Origin of the sequence: Streptomyces sp. NPDC060002, assembly GCF_042737245.1 — a bacterium.
Classification (GTDB): Bacteria; Actinomycetota; Actinomycetes; order Streptomycetales; family Streptomycetaceae; genus Streptomyces.
Window position 1 is genome coordinate 22,023 of the sequence record NZ_JBHWUW010000069.1, and the last position, 17,891, is coordinate 39,913.

Annotated in this window: 14 protein-coding genes; 9 read left to right on the forward strand and 5 right to left on the reverse strand. The window is 70.6% G+C overall.

All coding sequences use genetic code 11. From position 1 onward, the window contains the following. Nucleotides 1-9: 9 nt before the first annotated feature. Together ACFWBD_RS36690 and eccCa are read right to left on the reverse strand one after the other, a co-directional pair. Nucleotides 10-444, reverse strand: a complete 435-nt coding sequence (locus ACFWBD_RS36690) for a hypothetical protein (protein WP_385676901.1) — start codon at nt 442-444, stop codon at nt 10-12. 253 nt (nt 445-697) lie between these two features. Beyond that, complete coding sequence (gene eccCa / locus ACFWBD_RS36695; protein WP_385676904.1) at nt 698-4,663, reverse strand: type VII secretion protein EccCa; 3,966 nt, start codon at nt 4,661-4,663, stop codon at nt 698-700. Nucleotides 4,664-4,920: 257 nt separating this feature from the next. Here eccCa and eccD point away from each other — a divergent pair, with 257 nt between their 5' ends. Then, on the forward strand, nt 4,921-6,432 hold the full coding sequence (gene eccD / locus ACFWBD_RS36700; RefSeq protein WP_385676907.1) for a type VII secretion integral membrane protein EccD: 1,512 nt from the start codon (nt 4,921-4,923) through the stop codon (nt 6,430-6,432). A 254-nt stretch (nt 6,433-6,686) separates the two neighbouring features. On the opposite strand, the gene ACFWBD_RS36705 is transcribed toward eccD, so the two are convergent. Next, nucleotides 6,687-6,983, reverse strand: a complete 297-nt coding sequence (locus ACFWBD_RS36705) for a DUF397 domain-containing protein (RefSeq protein WP_385676910.1) — start codon at nt 6,981-6,983, stop codon at nt 6,687-6,689. 369 nt (nt 6,984-7,352) lie between these two features. Between ACFWBD_RS36705 and rpsO the strand changes: the two genes are divergently transcribed. The 5 genes from rpsO to ACFWBD_RS36730 all read left to right on the forward strand — a co-directional run bounded on the left by rpsO (nt 7,353) and on the right by ACFWBD_RS36730 (nt 12,927). Next, nucleotides 7,353-7,643, forward strand: coding sequence for a 30S ribosomal protein S15 (rpsO, locus tag ACFWBD_RS36710; RefSeq protein ID WP_351767721.1), 291 nt, complete (start codon nt 7,353-7,355; stop codon nt 7,641-7,643). 426 nt (nt 7,644-8,069) lie between these two features. Then, nucleotides 8,070-10,289, forward strand: a complete 2,220-nt coding sequence (locus ACFWBD_RS36715; RefSeq protein ID WP_385676913.1) for a polyribonucleotide nucleotidyltransferase — start codon at nt 8,070-8,072, stop codon at nt 10,287-10,289. Beyond that, entirely contained in the window at nt 10,286-11,665 is a 1,380-nt protein-coding gene (locus ACFWBD_RS36720; protein WP_385676916.1) for a M16 family metallopeptidase, read from the forward strand. Before ACFWBD_RS36715 ends, ACFWBD_RS36720 begins: the two co-directional genes overlap by 4 nt. 46 nt (nt 11,666-11,711) lie before the next feature. Beyond that, nucleotides 11,712-12,470 carry a 4-hydroxy-tetrahydrodipicolinate reductase gene (gene dapB, locus ACFWBD_RS36725; protein WP_385676919.1) on the forward strand — a complete coding sequence of 253 codons (759 nt, stop codon included), beginning with the start codon at nt 11,712-11,714 and terminating at the stop codon, nt 12,468-12,470. A 1-nt stretch (nt 12,471) separates the two neighbouring features. Further along, nucleotides 12,472-12,927, forward strand: a complete 456-nt coding sequence (locus ACFWBD_RS36730; RefSeq protein ID WP_351767724.1) for a hypothetical protein — start codon at nt 12,472-12,474, stop codon at nt 12,925-12,927. 86 nt (nt 12,928-13,013) lie between these two features. On the opposite strand, the gene ACFWBD_RS36735 is transcribed toward ACFWBD_RS36730, so the two are convergent. Beyond that, nucleotides 13,014-13,565 (reverse strand): hypothetical protein, encoded by a 552-nt coding sequence (locus tag ACFWBD_RS36735; RefSeq protein WP_385676923.1) that lies wholly within the window; start codon nt 13,563-13,565, stop codon nt 13,014-13,016. 123 nt (nt 13,566-13,688) lie between these two features. Next, entirely contained in the window at nt 13,689-13,925 is a 237-nt protein-coding gene (locus ACFWBD_RS36740) for a hypothetical protein (protein WP_385676926.1), read from the reverse strand. Between the two features lie 188 nt (nt 13,926-14,113). Between ACFWBD_RS36740 and thyX the strand changes: the two genes are divergently transcribed. The 3 genes from thyX (at nt 14,114) to ACFWBD_RS36755 (ending at nt 17,796) form a co-directional block, all read left to right on the forward strand. Further along, nucleotides 14,114-14,854 (forward strand): FAD-dependent thymidylate synthase, encoded by a 741-nt coding sequence (thyX, locus tag ACFWBD_RS36745; RefSeq protein ID WP_385676929.1) that lies wholly within the window; start codon nt 14,114-14,116, stop codon nt 14,852-14,854. A gap of 229 nt (nt 14,855-15,083) precedes the next feature. Continuing rightward, a complete protein-coding gene (gene dapA / locus ACFWBD_RS36750) occupies nt 15,084-15,983 on the forward strand; it encodes a 4-hydroxy-tetrahydrodipicolinate synthase (RefSeq protein ID WP_385676932.1) in 900 nt (299 codons plus the stop codon). A 127-nt stretch (nt 15,984-16,110) separates the two neighbouring features. After that, complete coding sequence (locus ACFWBD_RS36755; protein ID WP_385676935.1) at nt 16,111-17,796, forward strand: ribonuclease J; 1,686 nt, start codon at nt 16,111-16,113, stop codon at nt 17,794-17,796. Nucleotides 17,797-17,891 lie beyond the last annotated feature (95 nt).

The following is a 17,891-nucleotide window of genomic DNA, read 5'->3' on the forward strand; positions in this document are numbered from 1 at the left end:
TTACCGCCCTCAGCCCTTGCCGCCGACGGCCGGGGTATCCCCGTACTCCACCGTCAGGTTGCCGATCTCGACCTCGATCGCCTCGTCGGTCTTCAGCTGGTCGTTGCCAACCTTCTCCAGCAGGCCCGAGAGCTTCCCGCAGCGTCCGCTCACGTTCTTGACGTAGGTTTCCCACGAGGCGTGAACGTCCTTCTGCGCCGCCGCGGTAAGGCAGCCGGCGTCCTCGCCGAGGCCCTTCTGCCCGTCCGTCAGCTTCGCCGTCGCTTTGCTGATGTCCTGACGGAGCGAGCCGACGTCCTGGCCGGCCTTGGACCAGGCAGGCTTGTTCGAGACCAGAGTGCCGGTGCCACCACCCGGGTCGAGTGGTACGTGGTTCAGTTGCATCTGGGCCGCGTGCTGATCAGCCGCCGCACTCTTCAGCTGCTCCCACTCTTCCCACGCCATGCGTGAGCCCCTTCCCCGTGTCCCCGTGTCCCCGTGAAGCCCGTCCGGCAGACGGGACGGTTCCGTCGATGTATCAACAGGCCAGATCCATGAACCCCGTTCGAGTGAGTTCACGGATCTCACCCTACTTTCCCCAATTCACCGCCGTCCGGCTTGACGGCGGCGCAGCGGAGCCCGCCGATTCCAGCCCCGCCGATTCCAGCCCCGGCGAGTCCCTTCGGGTGGACGCGAGTACGCCCGCCCCCTCCACCCCCTACATCCCCTCCGGCGCCAACCCCACCTGCACCAAAGGCTTCCCCCGTCGCCGTGAGACGAAGACCCCGCGCCCCGCGGGCATCGGACGAGGCCGTACGCCCCCGAGGAGGTCGCCCTCTCCGGGGTCACCCGCCAACACCACACCCTGGGCGCCCAGTTCCTTGATCCGCTGCAGGAACGCCTCGTACGACGCCCGCCCCGCACCCGCCGTCGACCGCGCGATGATGAACCGCACCCCGACGTCCCGGGCGAACGGCAGCAGTTCCGTCAGTCCCGCCAGCGGATTGCCGCTCGACGTCGCCACGAGGTCGTAGTCGTCGACGACGACGAACACCGTCGGCCCGCGCCACCAGCTGCGGTCCCGGAGTTGCCGCGCCGTCACCTCGGCCGTCGGGGCCCGGCGCTTCATCAGGTCGGCCAGCGCGGCCATGTGGTGGTCCATGGCGTTGGACATCGGGATGTACTCGGCCAGGTGGGACTCCGGCGTCACGTCCAGCAGGGAGCGCCGGTTGTCGACCACGAACAGCTTGCACTCGTCGCCCGTGTAGCGCTGGGTCAGTTGCCTGATCAGCAGCCGCAGCAGGTTCGACTTGCCGGACTCGCTCTCGCCGAGGACGAGGAGGAACGGATCCTGCTCGAAGTCGACGTAGACCGGCTCGAGACGGTCCTCGTCGAGAGCGAAGGCGACCCCGCGGCGCGGGAAGCGGTCGCCCGGCGGCAGCGAGGCGGCCGGGAACTCCCGCGGCAGCAGCCGTACTTCAGGCGCGGGCGCCGCCTCCCACTGCCGGGAGACCTCCGTGGTCAGCGCTTGCGTGGCGTCGGCGAGGCCCGTGTCGGAGGCGAGGCCGTCGATGCGCGGCACCGCGGCCATGAAGTGCTGTTTCTGCGGCGACTGGCCACGGCCCGGGACGCCCGCCGGGACGTTCGCGGCGACCTTGCGGTCGATCTCGGAGTCCATCGTGTCGCCGAGCCGCAGTTCGAGGCGGTTCATCAGCTGGTCCTTGAGGGCGGCCCTGACCTCCATCGAACGCGAGGCGGTCAGCACCAGGTGGACGCCGTAGCCGAGGCCGCGCGCCGCGATGTCGAGGATCACCTGGTCCATCGCCTCGTACTCCGACCGGAAGTTGCCCCATCCGTCGACGACCAGGAACACATCGCCCCAGGGCTGGTCCGTGACCGAGATGTCCCCGCGGGCCCGCCTGGCCCGGAACTCCGCGATCGACGGGATGCCGGCCGAGCGGAAGTACTCCTCACGGCGGGTCAGCACGCCGTACACCTCGGCCACCGTGCGCCGTACCCGCTCCGGGTCGAGCCGGGAGGCGACCCCGCCCACGTGCGGCAGCCCGGCCACCGACGCCATTCCGCCGCCGCCGAAGTCGAGGCCGTAGAACTGGACCTCGTGCGGCGTGTGGGTGAGGGCGAAGGAGCAGATCAGCGAGCGCAGCAGGGTCGACTTGCCGGACTGCGGGCCGCCGACGATCTGCATATGGCCCGCGGCGCCGGAGAAGTCCACCCAGAGGGAGTCACGGCGCTGCTCGAACGGCTTGTCCACCAGACCCACCGGCACGACCAGCCGGCCCGCACCCTCGTAGCCCGGCTGGGTGAGACCGCGGCCCGGCACCGCCGTGAGCCCCGGCAGCAGCGCGTCCAGCGACGGCGGGCTGTCCAGTGGCGGCAGCCACACCTGGTGCGCCGCCGGGCCCTGGGCCTCCAGCCGGCGCACGATCACGTCGAGCACGGTGTCCGCGAGCGCGTCGTCCACCTCCGCGTCGCCGGACGGGCGTGCCTGCGGCACGGCCGCGTACCGCACCGGCACCTCCGCCGAGGTGAACAGCACCGGCCGCCGGTCCACCGGCAGCGGGCCGCCCCCCGCCGCCGTCCGCTGAGCGCCCGAGCGGTGGACCCCGGACACGTACGCCGCCTTGAACCGCACCATCTCGTCCGTGCCGAACTTCAGGAAGCCGGAACCCGGCACGTTCGGCAGCGAGTACGCGTCGGGCACGCCCAGCGCCGCCCGCGACTCAGCCGCCGAGAAGGTGCGCAGGCCGACGCGGTACGACAGATAGGTCTCCAGGCCGCGCAGGCGGCCCTCCTCCAGGCGCTGCGAGGCCAGCAGCAGGTGCACACCGAGCGAGCGGCCGATCCGGCCGATCTGCACGAACATCTCGATGAAGTCCGGCTTCGCCGTCAGCAACTCGCTGAACTCGTCGATCACCAGGACCAGGGAGGGGATCGGCTGGAGGGCGGCGCCCGCGGCCCGCGCCTTCTCGTAGTCGTGGATGTTGGCGTAGTTGCCCGCGTCCCGCAGCAGCTCCTGACGGCGGTTGAGTTCACCCCGGATGGAGTCGCCCATCCGGTCCACCAGCGTCAGGTCGTCCGCCAGGTTGGTGATCACGGCCGCCACGTGCGGCATCTGCGCCATGCCGGCGAAGGTCGCGCCGCCCTTGAAGTCGGCGAGGACGAAGTTCAGGGTCTCGGAGGAGTGGGTGACCGCCAGGCCCAGCACCAGGGTGCGCAGCAGCTCGGACTTGCCGGAGCCCGTCGCGCCCACGCACAGACCGTGCGGGCCCATGCCCTCCTGCGCCGCCTCCTTGAGGTCCAGCATCACCGGACGGCCGTCCTCGCCCACCCCGATCGGCACCCGCAGCCGCTCCGCCAGTGAACGCGGCCGCCAGGTGCGCCGGGTGTCCACGGACGCCGCGTCTCCGAGGTTCAGCAGGTCGGTGAACTCCAGGTTGGCCAGCAGCGGCTCGTCGTCGTCCCCGCCGGAGGCCATCCGCAGCGGGGCGAGCTGCCGGGCGAGCGCCTCGGCGGACTCCGGGGAGAGCGCGTCGGGCGTCCCCTCGTACACGGCGCCGTGTCCCGACTCCAGCCGCAGCGACCCGGGCTGTACGACGATGTCGAGCTCGCCGCCGGCCCCCGTCGGCTCACCGGGGACGATCTCGAGGACCGTCACGCCCTGGAGACCCTCGGGATTGGCCAGGACCGAGTCCGGGGGGAGGGAGACGCCGTCGAGGACGACGACGATGTGCGGCTCGTCGGGCAGCGGCGTCGCGTGCGGATGGAACCGCGGGCGACCGGTCAGCCGGGCCCCGAGCAGGTTCTCCAGCTCATGGGTGTCGGCGCCGATCAGTCTGCGGCTGCCCGCCCCGTCCACGGCCCCGGACGCCTGGACGTGCGGCAGCCACTTGGCCCACTCCCAGTGCGGCAGTTCCTCCCGGCCCGCCGCGACGACGAGAACCAGGTCCTCGGACGAGTGCAGCGCGGCCAGCGAACCGGCCAGGGCACGGGCGCAGGAGCGCACCGACCGCGGCTCACCGCTGACCGTGACGTGGTAGAAGGCGCGCAGGGAGACGGCCATCGGCAGGTCGTCGAGGCTGTCGTGGACGGCGAGGAAGCGCTGGAGCGCGCCCGCGGTCAGCGGCTCCAGCTGCTCCACCGGGCCGGTCTCGGGGGCGATCAGCGGGGTGGCGAGGGCCTGCGCGCCGAGGCCGACGCGGACCTGGCCGAAGTCCTCGTCCCCGGGCCGCCGTTCCCACACCCGGCTGCCCTCGGCGACCAGCGCCCACAGCTGCTCGGGGGAGGGGTGCAGGTAGTACTGCGCGTCACGCTGCGCCCGCGCGGTGTCGAGCGCGGTGCGCCGGGTCTGCGCCAGATAGCTCAGGTAGTCGCGGCGCAGATCCGCCAACTGCCCCTGTGACCCGCGCCGGAAGCGCACCACCATCGCGATCGACATGGCCACGGTCGAGGCGATCATGACCATGCCCATGATGCGCATGAACGGCTGCCCGCTCGTGAAGAAGAAGACCACCGAGCCGCCCATGCCGAGCGTCGGCAGCAGTTGCATCAGCACGCTCTCCTGATGGCCCCGCGGCAGCTCCGGCGGAGGCTGCAGAACGACCTCGCCCGTGGGAACCTCGGACGGCAGCGCCCGTGGCTGGCGCTTCACGACGATGTGGCTCACTGCTCACCAACCCCCTTGCGAGGCCCCGAATCCCCTTGCGCGACCCCGGAAGACTTCGTCCGCCGCCCCGTGCCGGACGGACGCGGGCCGCCGCGTGATCCTACTGACTGCCCGTACGGCCAAGGGGCGGTAGGGTGCCGGATGTTCGCGTGAGCACACCCGCGGGCCGCGCCGCGCACCATCCGGCGCGGAACCTTCACACCGCCGACCGACGCCGAACACGCCGACGCGGAACCATCACTGAGGGGGAGCAGCAGGTGAGTATCGCGGCCTCCGCGGCAGCCACCGGAGAAGGGCGCGGCACCGGAGCCGCTCCCGCGGCGGGGACGGGGCTCGGTTTCTGCCGGGTCACCATCGTCGCCCCCGACAGCCGGATCGACGTGGCGCTGCCCGACGACGTCCCCGTCGCCGACATCCACCCGGAGATCCTCCGGCTCTCCCGGCAGAGCCCCGCCGAGGGCGCTCCGGTCGGCTACCACCTCGTCCGCCGGGACGGCACCGTCCTCGACAGTTCCCGTTCGTTCGCCGCCCAGCACATCCTCGACGGCGAGCTCCTCACGCTGCGGCCCTTCTCCGAGTCGCTGCCGCCCGCCGTCTTCGACGACGTGTCGGAGGCGGTCGCCTCGGCCGTGACGCGCGAGCACACCCTGTGGAGCGGTGAGCTGACCCGCGCCGCGGGTCTCGTCGGCGGAGGGGTCCTGCCGGCCCTGCTCGCCTTCGTGGCCTGGACCGGCGACCCGCGTCACGACATGTACGGCCTGCCCGGCGTCCTGGCCGCGGTCGTCGGTGTCCTGCTGGTCGCCCTCGCCTGTGTCCGGGCCCGCGTCTACGACGACCGGGGCTCGGCCGTCGCCCTCGGGCTCGGCGCGCTGCCCAACGTGGGCGTGGCGGGCTCCGGACTCCTCCCGCTCGCCGACGGGCAGGGCATCGGCAGGCTCCAGTTCCTGCTGGCCTGCGCCGCGGTGCTGCTCGCCGCGGTGCTCCTCACCCTGTGCTCCCCACGCGGGGACGGACCGTTCGTCGCCTTCGTGGTCGCCTCCGGCGCCGGCCTGGCTGCGGTGTTCGCGGCGATCCTCGCGCACTGGACACCGGCCGAGACCGCCGCCCTGTGCGCCCCCGTCGGCGTGGGCGCGCTGGCCTTCCTGCCCGGCCTGTCCATGCGCTTCGCCCGCCTGCCGATCGGCTTCGACGCCCCGGCCACCGCTCCGCGCGGCGCGTACGGCGCCGATCCCCTCCCACGGGAGCCGGTCGACGCCGAGCGGATCGCCGCCCAGGCCCGCCGCGGACACGAACTCCTGGTCGGCCTGGTGGGCGGCTGTGCGGTGATCACGGTCGGCGCCTGCGCGGTTCTCGGGTTCTCCGACGACGTCTGGGCCCGGCTCCTCGCCCTGGCCGCGGGCATCGCCCTGCTGATGCGCGCCCACCTGTTCCGCTACACCGCCCAGGTCGCCCCCGTACTGGCGGCGGGGCTCGGCTCCCTCGTCCTGCTCGGACTCGGTCTGGCGCTGAACCCGCCGCACTCGGTGATCCGCGACGCGCTGACGGGCGACCGCACCGACCTGGACATCCGTACCGTCTGGCTCGTCGCGGCGATCGCGGCGGCGTCCGCGATCGTCACCGCGATCGGCCTGATCGGCTCGCGGGGCGGCCTCACGCCGTTCTGGGGCCGTTTCATGGAGCTCGCCGAGGGCTTCGTGCTGCTGACGCTCGTCCCGCTGGCACTGGCCGTCTTCGACGTGTACGCGGCGGCCCGGTCGATGACGGGCTGACCGCCGGGCGGCCGTGGAAGGAGGCCGCCCGCGAGCCGATCAGGCCGCACGACGTCGAGCGCGAGCTTCGGCCCCCGCCCGCCCACACCGTCCTCGCCCGCTCGGGCGCAGGAGCGGCGGCCGGCACACACCGGCCGCCGGCCCGGCTACCGCGCGGCGGACCCCCTGTCGTGCGGCGCCGCGCTCCGGTCCCGGCTCACCGCCGCACCCGGTGTGCAGGAGCGGCGGCCGGCACACACCGGCCGCCGGCCCGGCTACCGCGCGGCGGACCCCCTGTCGTGCGGCGCCGGCTCCAGGTCGAACTCGCCGTCCCGTGCACCCAGCACGAAGGCCCGCCACTCCGCCTCCGTATAGCGCAGCACCGTCTCCGGGTCGAGCGACGACCGCATCGCCACGGCCCCCTCGGGCAGGTGGGCGATCTCGACGCGCTCCTCGTGCTCCTCCGTGCCCGGGGCGCACTGCCACTCGACGCCGGAGATGTCGAGCGCGTACAGCTCGTCCCGCTCCCGCTCCTTGCGTGCTTTGACGTCTTTGTCCTCGGCATCGGCCATGTCGGCTCCGACCCTCTCCACTGAGTTCCCGCTGTTCCAACGAGCTGTGGCGTCACCCTACTTGTCGGCGTTCCCCCAGCTCAGAGGTTCTTCCTTTACGTTCCGGCCCGGCGTCGTCGCCCGTACACTGCCCCCGCGCGGTGCGGCACGGCCGGACCGCCCGCCGCGATATCCCGGACAAGCCCGGCGTCCCGGCCTGCTACCCTGGCTTTCGGCCGTTTGTGTACGCACCCCCGGATACGCCCTCAGGGAGTCCCTGAAGGTTCTGGAGGTCGCGCTCAGCGGATCCCGCCTCCCGAGTAACGGAAGCTCCCCCGAGACATAGACCGGGGGCACTCGGTGGCCATGAAAAGACTACGAGGAGTACGCGTGCCGCTCGACGCCGCTACGAAGAAGCAGCTCATCACCGAGTTCGGTCAGAAGGAGGGCGACACCGGCTCCCCCGAGGTCCAGGTCGCCATGCTGTCGCGCCGGATCTCGGACCTGACCGAGCACCTCAAGACGCACAAGCACGACCACCACTCCCGTCGTGGTCTGCTGATCCTGGTCGGTCAGCGTCGCCGCCTTCTGCAGTACCTCGCCAAGAAGGACATCCAGCGCTTCCGTGCGCTGGTCGACCGCCTCGGCATCCGCCGTGGTGCGGCGGGCGGTTCCAAGTAGGACGCCGTGAGGGGAGCGGTTCCCGACCATCGGGACCGCTCCCTTTTGCTGTACGTACCGGTACACAGTGGTACGAATCAGCATGCACCGGTACACGCGATGTACCACCGGCGACAGGGCTCGTCGTACACCCTGTCGCCGTGCGGGAACGTGCGGAGTGTCACCAACGCTTTGTAGTGTGGTAGCACAACGCCGTACGTACGACACAGCGTGATGACGTGCACTCGCTGCGGGTAGACGTCAGCACGCCCACCGAACGAGGAGAAGCGCGCCTCGCCGCCGCCGGTCCTCGGTAGTGGCCCCCGGGAAAGAGATCCCCGGGTGCTTCGATCGAAGACCGGCCCGCACCGAGCGTTTCTCCGCCACCGTCCCCCTGCCACACGGGCAGCGAGGGACGAAAGACGACAAGTAACGGAGAAAATGCTAGTGGAGAACGAGACCCACTACGCCGAGGCCGTCATCGACAACGGCACTTTCGGCACCCGCACCATCCGCTTCGAGACGGGCCGCCTGGCCAAGCAGGCCGCCGGCTCCGCCGTGGCGTACCTGGACGACGACACCATGGTGCTGTCGGCCACCACCGCCTCCAAGAACCCCAAGGACCAGCTCGACTTCTTCCCCCTCACGGTGGACGTCGAGGAGCGGATGTACGCCGCCGGCAAGATCCCCGGCAGCTTCTTCCGCCGTGAGGGCCGCCCCTCCGAGGACGCCATCCTCACCTGCCGCCTGATCGACCGGCCGCTGCGCCCGTCCTTCAGGAAGGGCCTGCGCAACGAGATCCAGGTCGTCGCCACGATCATGGCGCTCAACCCCGACCACCTGTACGACGTCGTGGCGATCAACGCCGCCTCCGCGTCCACGCAGCTGGCCGGTCTGCCCTTCTCCGGCCCGATCGGCGGCGTCCGCGTCGCGCTGATCAACGGTCAGTGGGTCGCGTTCCCGACGCACACCGAGCTCGAGGACGCCGTCTTCGACATGGTCGTCGCCGGCCGCGTCCTGGAGGACGGCGACGTCGCGATCATGATGGTCGAGGCCGAGGCCACCGACAAGACCATCCAGCTGGTCGCGGGCGGCGCCGAGGCGCCGACCGAGGAGGTCGTCGCCGCCGGTCTGGACGCCGCGAAGCCCTTCATCAAGGTGCTCTGCAAGGCCCAGGCCGACCTCGCCGCCAAGGCCGCGAAGCCGACCGGCGACTTCCCGGTCTTCCTCGACTACCAGGACGACATCCTGGAGGCGCTGTCCGCCGCCGTCCGCCCGGAGCTCGCCTCCGCGCTGACCATCGCCGGCAAGCAGGACCGCGAGGCCGAGCTGGACCGCGTCAAGGCGCTCGCCGCCGAGAAGCTCCTGCCGGAGTTCGAGGGTCGCGAGAGGGAGATCTCCGCCGCGTACCGCTCGCTCACCAAGCAGCTGGTCCGTGAGCGCGTGATCAAGGAGAAGACGCGCATCGACGGCCGCGGCGTCACGGACATCCGTACGCTCGCCGCCGAGGTCGAGGCCATCCCGCGCGTGCACGGCTCGGCGCTGTTCGAGCGTGGCGAGACCCAGATCCTGGGCGTCACCACCCTCAACATGCTCCGGATGGAGCAGCAGCTGGACACCCTCTCCCCGGTGACCCGCAAGCGCTACATGCACAACTACAACTTCCCGCCGTACTCCGTCGGCGAGACCGGCCGCGTGGGCTCGCCCAAGCGCCGCGAGATCGGCCACGGCGCCCTCGCCGAGCGCGCCATCGTGCCGGTCCTGCCGACGCGCGAGGAGTTCCCCTACGCGATCCGTCAGGTGTCCGAGGCCCTCGGCTCCAACGGCTCGACGTCCATGGGCTCGGTCTGCGCCTCCACCATGTCGCTGCTGAACGCCGGTGTGCCGCTGAAGGCCCCCGTCGCCGGTATCGCCATGGGTCTGATCTCCCAGGAGATCAACGGCGAGACGCACTACGTCGCCCTCACCGACATCCTCGGTGCGGAGGACGCCTTCGGCGACATGGACTTCAAGGTCGCCGGCACCAAGGAGTTCGTCACCGCCCTCCAGCTCGACACCAAGCTGGACGGCATCCCGGCCTCCGTCCTGGCCGCGGCCCTCAAGCAGGCCCGCGACGCCCGCCTCCACATCCTCGACGTGATGATGGAAGCGATCGACACGCCGGACGAGATGTCCCCGAACGCCCCGCGGATCATCACCGTCAAGATCCCCGTGGACAAGATCGGTGAGGTCATCGGCCCCAAGGGCAAGATGATCAACCAGATCCAGGAGGACACCGGCGCCGAGATCACGATCGAGGACGACGGCACCATCTACATCGGTGCCCAGGTCGGCTCGCAGGCCGAAGCCGCCCGCGCCACGATCAACGGCATCGCCAACCCGACCATGCCGGAGGTCGGCGAGCGCTACCTGGGTACGGTCGTCAAGACCACCACCTTCGGTGCGTTCGTGTCGCTGCTCCCGGGCAAGGACGGTCTGCTGCACATCTCGCAGATCCGCAAGCTCGCCGGTGGCAAGCGCGTGGAGAACGTCGAGGACGTACTCGGTGTGGGCTCCAAGGTCCAGGTCGAGATCGCCGAGATCGACTCCCGCGGCAAGCTCTCCCTGATCCCCGTGATCGAGGGCGAGGAAGCTGATGAGGACACGAAGGACGACACCGACAAGTGACGTCGAGTAGCTCCCAGGCCACGGCCCGCACCTCTTCGGAGGCGCGGGCCGTTGCCCGTACCCAAACCCTGATCAAGGGCACGGCCGGCATCGGTGTCGTCCGCAAGACCACCCTCCCGGGCGGCCTGCGCATCGTCACCGAGACCCTCCCCTCGGTCCGCTCCGCCACCTTCGGCATCTGGGCGCACGTCGGCTCCCGCGACGAGACGCCAGCCCTGAACGGCGCCACCCACTACCTGGAGCACCTCCTCTTCAAGGGGACGCACCGCAGGTCGGCGCTGGACATCTCCTCCGCCATAGACGCGGTCGGCGGCGAGATGAACGCGTTCACGGCCAAGGAGTACACGTGCTACTACGCGCGCGTGCTCGACGCCGACCTGCCGCTCGCCATCGACGTCGTCTGCGACATGCTCACGGGCTCCCTCATCCGCGAGGAGGACGTCAACGTCGAGCGCGGCGCGATCCTCGAGGAGATCGCGATGACCGAGGACGATCCCGGCGACTGTGTGCACGACCTGTTCGCGCACACGATGTTCGGCGACAACGCCCTCGGCCGCCCGGTCCTCGGCACAGTCGACACGGTCAACGCCCTCACCGCCGACCGCATCCGCCGCTTCTACAAGAAGCACTACGACCCGACCCACCTCGTGGTCGCGGCCGCCGGCAACATCGACCACAACAAGGTCGTACGCCAGGTCCGCGCGGCCTTCGAGAACGCGGGCGCCCTCAAGAACCCGGACGCCACACCCATCGCCCCGCGCGACGGCCGGCGCGCGATCCGCTCCGCCGGCCGCGTCGAGCTGATCGGCCGCAAGACGGAACAGGCGCATGTCGTCCTCGGCATGCCGGGCCTGGCCCGCACGGACGACCGGCGCTGGGCGCTCGGCGTGCTGAACACGGCCCTCGGCGGCGGCATGTCCTCCCGCCTCTTCCAGGAGGTCCGCGAGAAGCGCGGCCTGGCCTACAGCGTGTACTCGTACACCTCCGGCTTCGCCGACTGCGGCCTCTTCGGCGTGTACGCGGGCTGCCGCCCGAGCCAGGTGCACGACGTGCTGAAGATCTGCCGGGACGAACTCGACCAGGTCGCCGAGCACGGCCTGTCCGACGAGGAGATCGGCCGCGCCATCGGCCAGCTGAGGGGCTCCACGGTCCTCGGCCTGGAGGACACCGGCGCGCTCATGAACCGCATCGGCAAGAGCGAGCTGTGCTGGGGCGAGCAGATGTCGGTCGACGACATGCTGACCCGGATAGCGGCGGTGACCCCGGACGAGGTCCGCTCGGTGGCCCGCGACATCCTGGGACGGCGCCCGTCGCTGTCGGTCATCGGCCCGCTCAAGGACAAGCAGGCCGCCCGGCTGCACGACGCGGTCGCCTGACCCTCTCCGGCAGGCCTTCGGCAACTTCGGTAAGGAAGCACAACAGATGAGCAAGCTGCGCGTGGCGGTCCTCGGCGCCAAGGGCCGGATCGGTTCCGAGGCGGTACGGGCGGTCGAGGCCGCCGAGGACATGGAGCTGGTGGCCGCCCTCGGCCGGGGCGACAAGCTCGAGACGCTGACCGAGAGCGGGGCCCAGGTCGTGGTCGAACTGACCACGCCCGCCTCGGTCATGGACAACCTCGACTACTGCGTACGGCACGGCATCCACGCCGTGGTCGGCACCACCGGCTGGACCGAGGAGCGCCTCGCGCACCTGACGGGCCGGCTGGCCGAGTCACCGGAGACGGGCGTGCTCATCGCGCCCAACTTCTCCATCGGAGCCGTCCTGACCATGAAGTTCGCGCAGATCGCCGCGCCGTACTTCGAGTCCGTCGAGGTCGTCGAACTCCACCACCCCAACAAGGTGGACGCGCCCTCGGGCACCGCCACGCGCACCGCCCAGCTCATCGCCGAGGCCCGTCGCGAGGCGGGCACGGCCCCGGCGCCGGACGCCACGGAGACGGGTCTGGACGGGGCGCGGGGCGCGAACGTCGACGGCGTCCCGGTGCACGCCGTCCGGCTGCGTGGTCTGCTGGCCCACCAGGAGGTGCTGCTCGGCGGCGAGGGCGAGACCCTCACGGTCCGCCACGACTCGCTGCACCACAGCAGCTTCATGCCGGGCATCCTGCTGGGCGCCCGCCGGGTGGTGTCGACGCCGGGCCTCACCTTCGGCCTGGAAAACTTCCTGGACCTCGGCCGAGGCTGACATGCGAGCCAAGCTCTCCTACGCCGTCACGGCCGCCGTCCTGGTCTTCTACTTCGTCCTGGTCGGCAGCCGCGGCGTCATGCTCATCCAGTCCGGCACGCTCCTGACCGTCACCTTCGGCGTGGCGGTGCTGATCCTGCCGGTCATCGGCGTCTGGTTCCTGTGGAAGAACACCCAGTTCGTCCACCGCGCCAACGCCCTCGCCGCCGAACTCGACGCCGAGGGCGGACTGCCCGTCGACGAACTGAAGCGCACCGCGGGCGGCCGCGTCGACCGCGACTCCGCCGACGAGGTCTTCGACCGGCGCAAGGCCGAGACCGAGGCGGCCCCCGACGACTGGCGCACCTGGTTCCGTCTCGCCGTCGCCTACCACGACGCCCGGGACACCCCCCGGGCCCGCAAGGCGATGCAACGCGCGATCAGCCTGCACGACGGCAAGCCGGTGCAGACCGCCTGAGCCGTACGCCGAAGGGGCCGGCCCGCACCTGTGGCGGACCGGCCCCTTCGGCGCACGGCCGGATGTCGGATCCGGTGGCCGAGGGATCAGCCGCGCCGGTTCTCCGCGGCCCACGCCTCGATCGCGTCCGCCGCCCGGTCGAACGCCTCGCCACGCGCCAGGAAGTCCGCCCCGTGCGTGGTCAGCAGCTGCGCGGCCTCCTTGGGACGGTCCCGCCGTCCGAGGGTCAGGGCCTGCCCCTGGACGGTCCGCGGCAGCCCCAGCCAGCGCACCGGCTGCTGCACGGTCCGCACCGCCACGACCCGCTCCCAGGGCAGTGTGCGGGTGAGGAGGAAACGCACGTGCCGCAGCCCGCGGTCGCTCACCCACACACCCATACGCAGCAACCGCAGGGCAGCGGCGATCACGAGCAGAGAACAGCCGAAGACCGCACCGGCCTCGGACACCGACCCGGTCAACGCGATGATGACGGCCGCGAACAGCACGTACGAGGCGAGCAGCAGCGCCAGCGCGGCCACCCCGACCCGCCAGGGGCCGGGCCGGTAGGGGCGCCGCCAGCGCTCACGGTCCTCGAAGGGCAACGCGACGTCGTCCGCCGCATCGAATGCGCGGTCGGCCGTCAGGAAGGGCAGGGGCACGGCTGGTCCTCACTCGTCCATGCGTGGGCTGTGCCCGGTGAGGTTATCCGCCTGTGTCCCGGCTCACCACCATCGGGGGGCCATGGGGGTACCTCCCACGCCATTCGGGCGGTGGGGGAGGCGTCAGTGCCCCTGGGACGCCTGCGACTCCTGTGTCTGCGCCGAACGGTCCAGGCTCAGCGCGGGCATCCCGATGACCAGGGCGCCGACCAGCGCGGCCACGATGGTGAGCCCCAACAGCCAATGCCCGGCTATCTGCCCGGCGGAGGACCGCTCGGAGGGCGGGGGAGCGACATTGCTACGGAACCGGTCGGCCTCGGCGAGGAAGGCGAAGGGTACGGGCTCGCGCCGGCGGAACATGATGGGTACTTCCTCCTGGGGCTTTCGATCGGGCGCTTTCACTGATACAGACGAGCGAGTGCCCGAAAACGTGCCCCATATCGGCAGACGTCCCGCACGAATCCCGCGGCACGCCCGTGGACGCCCGGCTCGGCGGCCCCCGTAGAGTTGGCGCCGCTCCGAAGACGCGATGGAAGGACCCCCGCACAGTGACCGACAGCCCCGCCGACGACCTCAAGCCCGGCTTCCGCAGCGACGTCACCGTCGAACTGGTCAAGCACACCGCGTCCGACGCCGACGTGCTCTTCGCCGCCCGCGTCTCGACCGCCGGCGAACAGTCCCTGGACGAGCTGGGCAAGGACCCGGAGCGCTCGAAGGGCCTGATCAACTACCTGATGCGGGACCGGCACGGCAGCCCCTTCGAGCACAACTCGATGACGTTCTTCATCAGTGCCCCGATCTTCGTCTTCCGCGAGTTCATGCGCCACCGCGTGGGCTGGTCGTACAACGAGGAGTCCGGCCGCTACCGGGAGCTCCAGCCCGTCTTCTACGTCCCCGGCGAGTCCCGCAAACTCGTCCAGCAGGGACGTCCCGGCAAGTACGTCTTCGCCGAGGGCACGCAGGCCCAGCAGGAGCTCGTCGGCCGCACCATGGAGGACTCCTACCGGCGGGCCTACGAGGCCTACCAGGAGATGCTCGCCGCCGGCGTCGCCCGCGAGGTCGCCCGTGCGGTCCTGCCGGTCGGCCTGTTCTCCTCGATGTACGCCACCTGCAACGCCCGCTCGCTGATGCACTTCCTCGGTCTGCGCACCCAGCACGAGCTGGCGAAGGTCCCGTCCTTCCCGCAGCGGGAGATCGAGATGGTGGGCGAGAAGATGGAGGCCGAGTGGGCCAAGCTCATGCCCCTCACGTACGCGGCCTTCAATGCCAACGGCCGAGTGGCGCCCTGACGGACGCGGCCGGGACGGGGCGACGGAGACGGGCCGACGGAGACGTATGTACGGATCACCCGCGCGAAGTGTCCGTATTGCGGCATTTAGAGAAGTTCATCTAGCCTGATCAAACGGACCCGGCACTGCTTGAACCCCCGAGCAGGCAGTGCCGGGTTCCATCTTTGTCATGACTTTTCGCACCCCCCGAGGGCAGACCCCACGGTGAGTAACGAGTAGCGTGTCACCCATGGCTCCGACCTCCTCTCCGCAGACCCCCTTCGGGCGGGTCCTCACCGCCATGGTCACGCCCTTCACGGCGGACGGCGCACTCGACCTCGACGGCGCACAGCGGCTCGCCACCCACCTGGTGGACGCAGGCAACGACGGCCTGATCGTCAACGGCACCACCGGCGAGTCCCCCACCACCAGTGACGCGGAGAAATCGGACCTGGTACGAGCCGTCCAGGAAGCCGTCGGAGACCGTGCCCACGTCGTCGCCGGCGTCGGCACCAACGACACCCACCACAGTGTCGAACTCGCCCGCGCGGCCGAGAAGGCGGGCGCACAAGGCCTCCTGGTCGTCACCCCGTACTACAACAAGCCCCCTCAGGAGGGCCTGTACCGGCACTTCACGGCCGTCGCCGACGCCGCCGACCTGCCGGTCATGCTCTACGACATTCCCGGCCGCAGCGGTGTCCCGATCAGTTCCGAGACGCTGGTCCGCCTCGCGGCGCACCCGCGGATCGTCGCCAACAAGGACGCCAAGGGCGACCTGGGCCGCGCGAGCTGGGCCATCGCGCGCTCCGGTCTGGCCTGGTACTCCGGTGACGACATGCTGAACCTGCCGCTGCTCTCCGTGGGCGCGGTCGGTTTCGTCTCGGTCGTCGGCCATGTGGTCACCCCGGACCTGCGCGCCCTCGTCGACGCGTTCACCGCCGGGGACGTCCAGAAGGCGACCGAGATCCACCAGAAGCTGCTCCCGGTGTACACGGGCATGTTCCGTACCCAGGGCGTGATGACCACCAAGGCGGCGCTCACCCTGCTGGGCCTGCCCGCCGGCCCGCTGCGCTCCCCCATGGTCGAGTGCTCGTCCGAAGAGATCGAACAGCTCAAGATCGATCTTGCGGCGGGCGGGGTACAGCTCTGACAACAGACTTCACAACTGAATAGCAGGCCTCCGGTGCCTGCAATCCACAACAACAACTGCTACTGCACGAACGTCACGCGCGCCACGTGCCCACCGGTACGTGGCGTGTGTGGTTGAGGAGAGTCTTTTGAGTCATCCGCATCCCGAACTTGCCCCGCCCCCGCCGCTCCCGGCGGGCGGCCTCAGGGTCACCCCGCTCGGCGGCCTCGGCGAAATCGGCCGGAACATGACGGTCTTCGAGTACGGCGGCCGTCTGCTGATCGTCGACTGCGGCGTGCTCTTCCCCGAGGAGGAGCAGCCCGGAATCGACCTGATCCTGCCGGACTTCACGTCCATCAGGGACCGCCTCGACGACATCGAGGGCATCGTCCTCACCCATGGTCACGAGGACCACATCGGCGCCGTCCCCTACCTCCTCCGGGAGAAGCCGGACATCCCGCTGATCGGCTCCAAGCTGACCCTCGCCTTCATCGAGGCCAAGCTCCAGGAGCACCGGATCCGCCCGTACACCCTCGAGGTGACGGAGGGACACCGTGAGCGCATCGGCCCCTTCGACTGCGAGTTCATCGCCGTCAACCACTCGATCCCGGACGCCCTCGCCGTCGCCATCCGCACACCGGCGGGCATGGTGATCCACACGGGCGATTTCAAGATGGACCAGCTCCCGCTGGACGGCCGTCTCACGGATCTGCACGCGTTCGCACGTCTGAGCGAGGAAGGTATCGACCTTCTTCTCTCCGACTCCACGAACGCCGAGGTCCCCGGTTTCGTGGCGCCCGAGCGGGACATCTCCAACGTCCTGCGCACGGTCTTCGCCAACGCGCGCAAGCGGATCATCGTGGCCAGCTTCGCCAGCCACATCCACCGCATCCAGCAGATCCTGGACACCGCGCACGAGTACGGACGCCGGGTCGCCTTCGTGGGCCGCTCGATGGTCCGCAACATGGGTATCGCCCGCGACCTGGGCTACCTGAAGGTGCCGCCGGGCCTGGTCGTGGACGTCAAGACGCTCGACGACCTGCCCGACCACGAGGTGGTCCTGGTCTGCACGGGCTCCCAGGGCGAACCTATGGCTGCCCTGTCCCGCATGGCCAACCGCGACCACCAGATCCGCATCGTCCCCGGCGACACGGTGATCCTGGCCTCGTCGCTCATCCCCGGCAACGAGAACGCGGTCTACCGCGTGATCAACGGCCTGACCCGCTGGGGCGCGCACGTCGTCCACAAGGGCAACGCCAAGGTGCACGTCTCGGGCCACGCGTCCGCGGGCGAGCTCCTGTACTTCTACAACATCTGCCGCCCGAAGAACCTGATGCCGGTCCACGGTGAGTGGCGCCATCTGCGCGCCAACGCCGAGCTGGGCGCCAAGACCGGTGTCCCGCACGACCGCATCGTGATCGCCGAGGACGGCGTCGTCGTCGACCTGGTCGAGGGCAAGGCGAAGATCACCGGCAAGGTCCAGGCGGGTTACGTCTATGTCGACGGCCTCTCGGTCGGCGACGTGGGCGAGCCGGCCCTCAAGGACCGGAAGATCCTGGGCGACGAGGGCATCATCTCGGTGTTCGTCGTCGTGGACTCCTCCACCGGCAAGATCACCGGCGGCCCGCACATCCAGGCCCGCGGCTCGGGCATCGAGGACTCGGCCTTCTCGGCCGTCACCCCGAAGATCGCCGAGATCCTGGAACGCTCCGCCCAGGACGGCGTGGTCGAGCCCCATCAGCTCCAGCAGCTCATCCGCCGCACGCTGGGCAAGTGGGTCTCCGACACCTATCGCCGCAGGCCGATGATCCTCCCGGTCGTGGTGGAGGTCTGAGCGTCGTACGGCTCCTCGCAGGCGTGAACCGGAGCGGGGGGGGGGGGGTTTGGGGGGGGGGGGCCCCCGCGGGAGGGGTTAGGGGGGGCCCGGAC

Bases quoted from the DNA above. Each gene is read 5' to 3' on its own strand.
- ACFWBD_RS36690 (WP_385676901.1), bottom strand. From the start codon at position 444: ATGGCGTGGGAAGAGTGGGAGCAGCTGAAGAGTGCGGCGGCTGATCAG.
- ACFWBD_RS36705 (WP_385676910.1), bottom strand. From the start codon at position 6,983: ATGGCCGATGCCGAGGACAAAGACGTCAAAGCACGCAAGGAGCGGGAG.
- dapB (WP_385676919.1), top strand. From the start codon at position 11,712: ATGAGCAAGCTGCGCGTGGCGGTCCTCGGCGCCAAGGGCCGGATCGGT.
- ACFWBD_RS36730 (WP_351767724.1), top strand. From the start codon at position 12,472: ATGCGAGCCAAGCTCTCCTACGCCGTCACGGCCGCCGTCCTGGTCTTC.
- ACFWBD_RS36740 (WP_385676926.1), bottom strand. From the start codon at position 13,925: ATGTTCCGCCGGCGCGAGCCCGTACCCTTCGCCTTCCTCGCCGAGGCC.
- dapA (WP_385676932.1), top strand. From the start codon at position 15,084: ATGGCTCCGACCTCCTCTCCGCAGACCCCCTTCGGGCGGGTCCTCACC.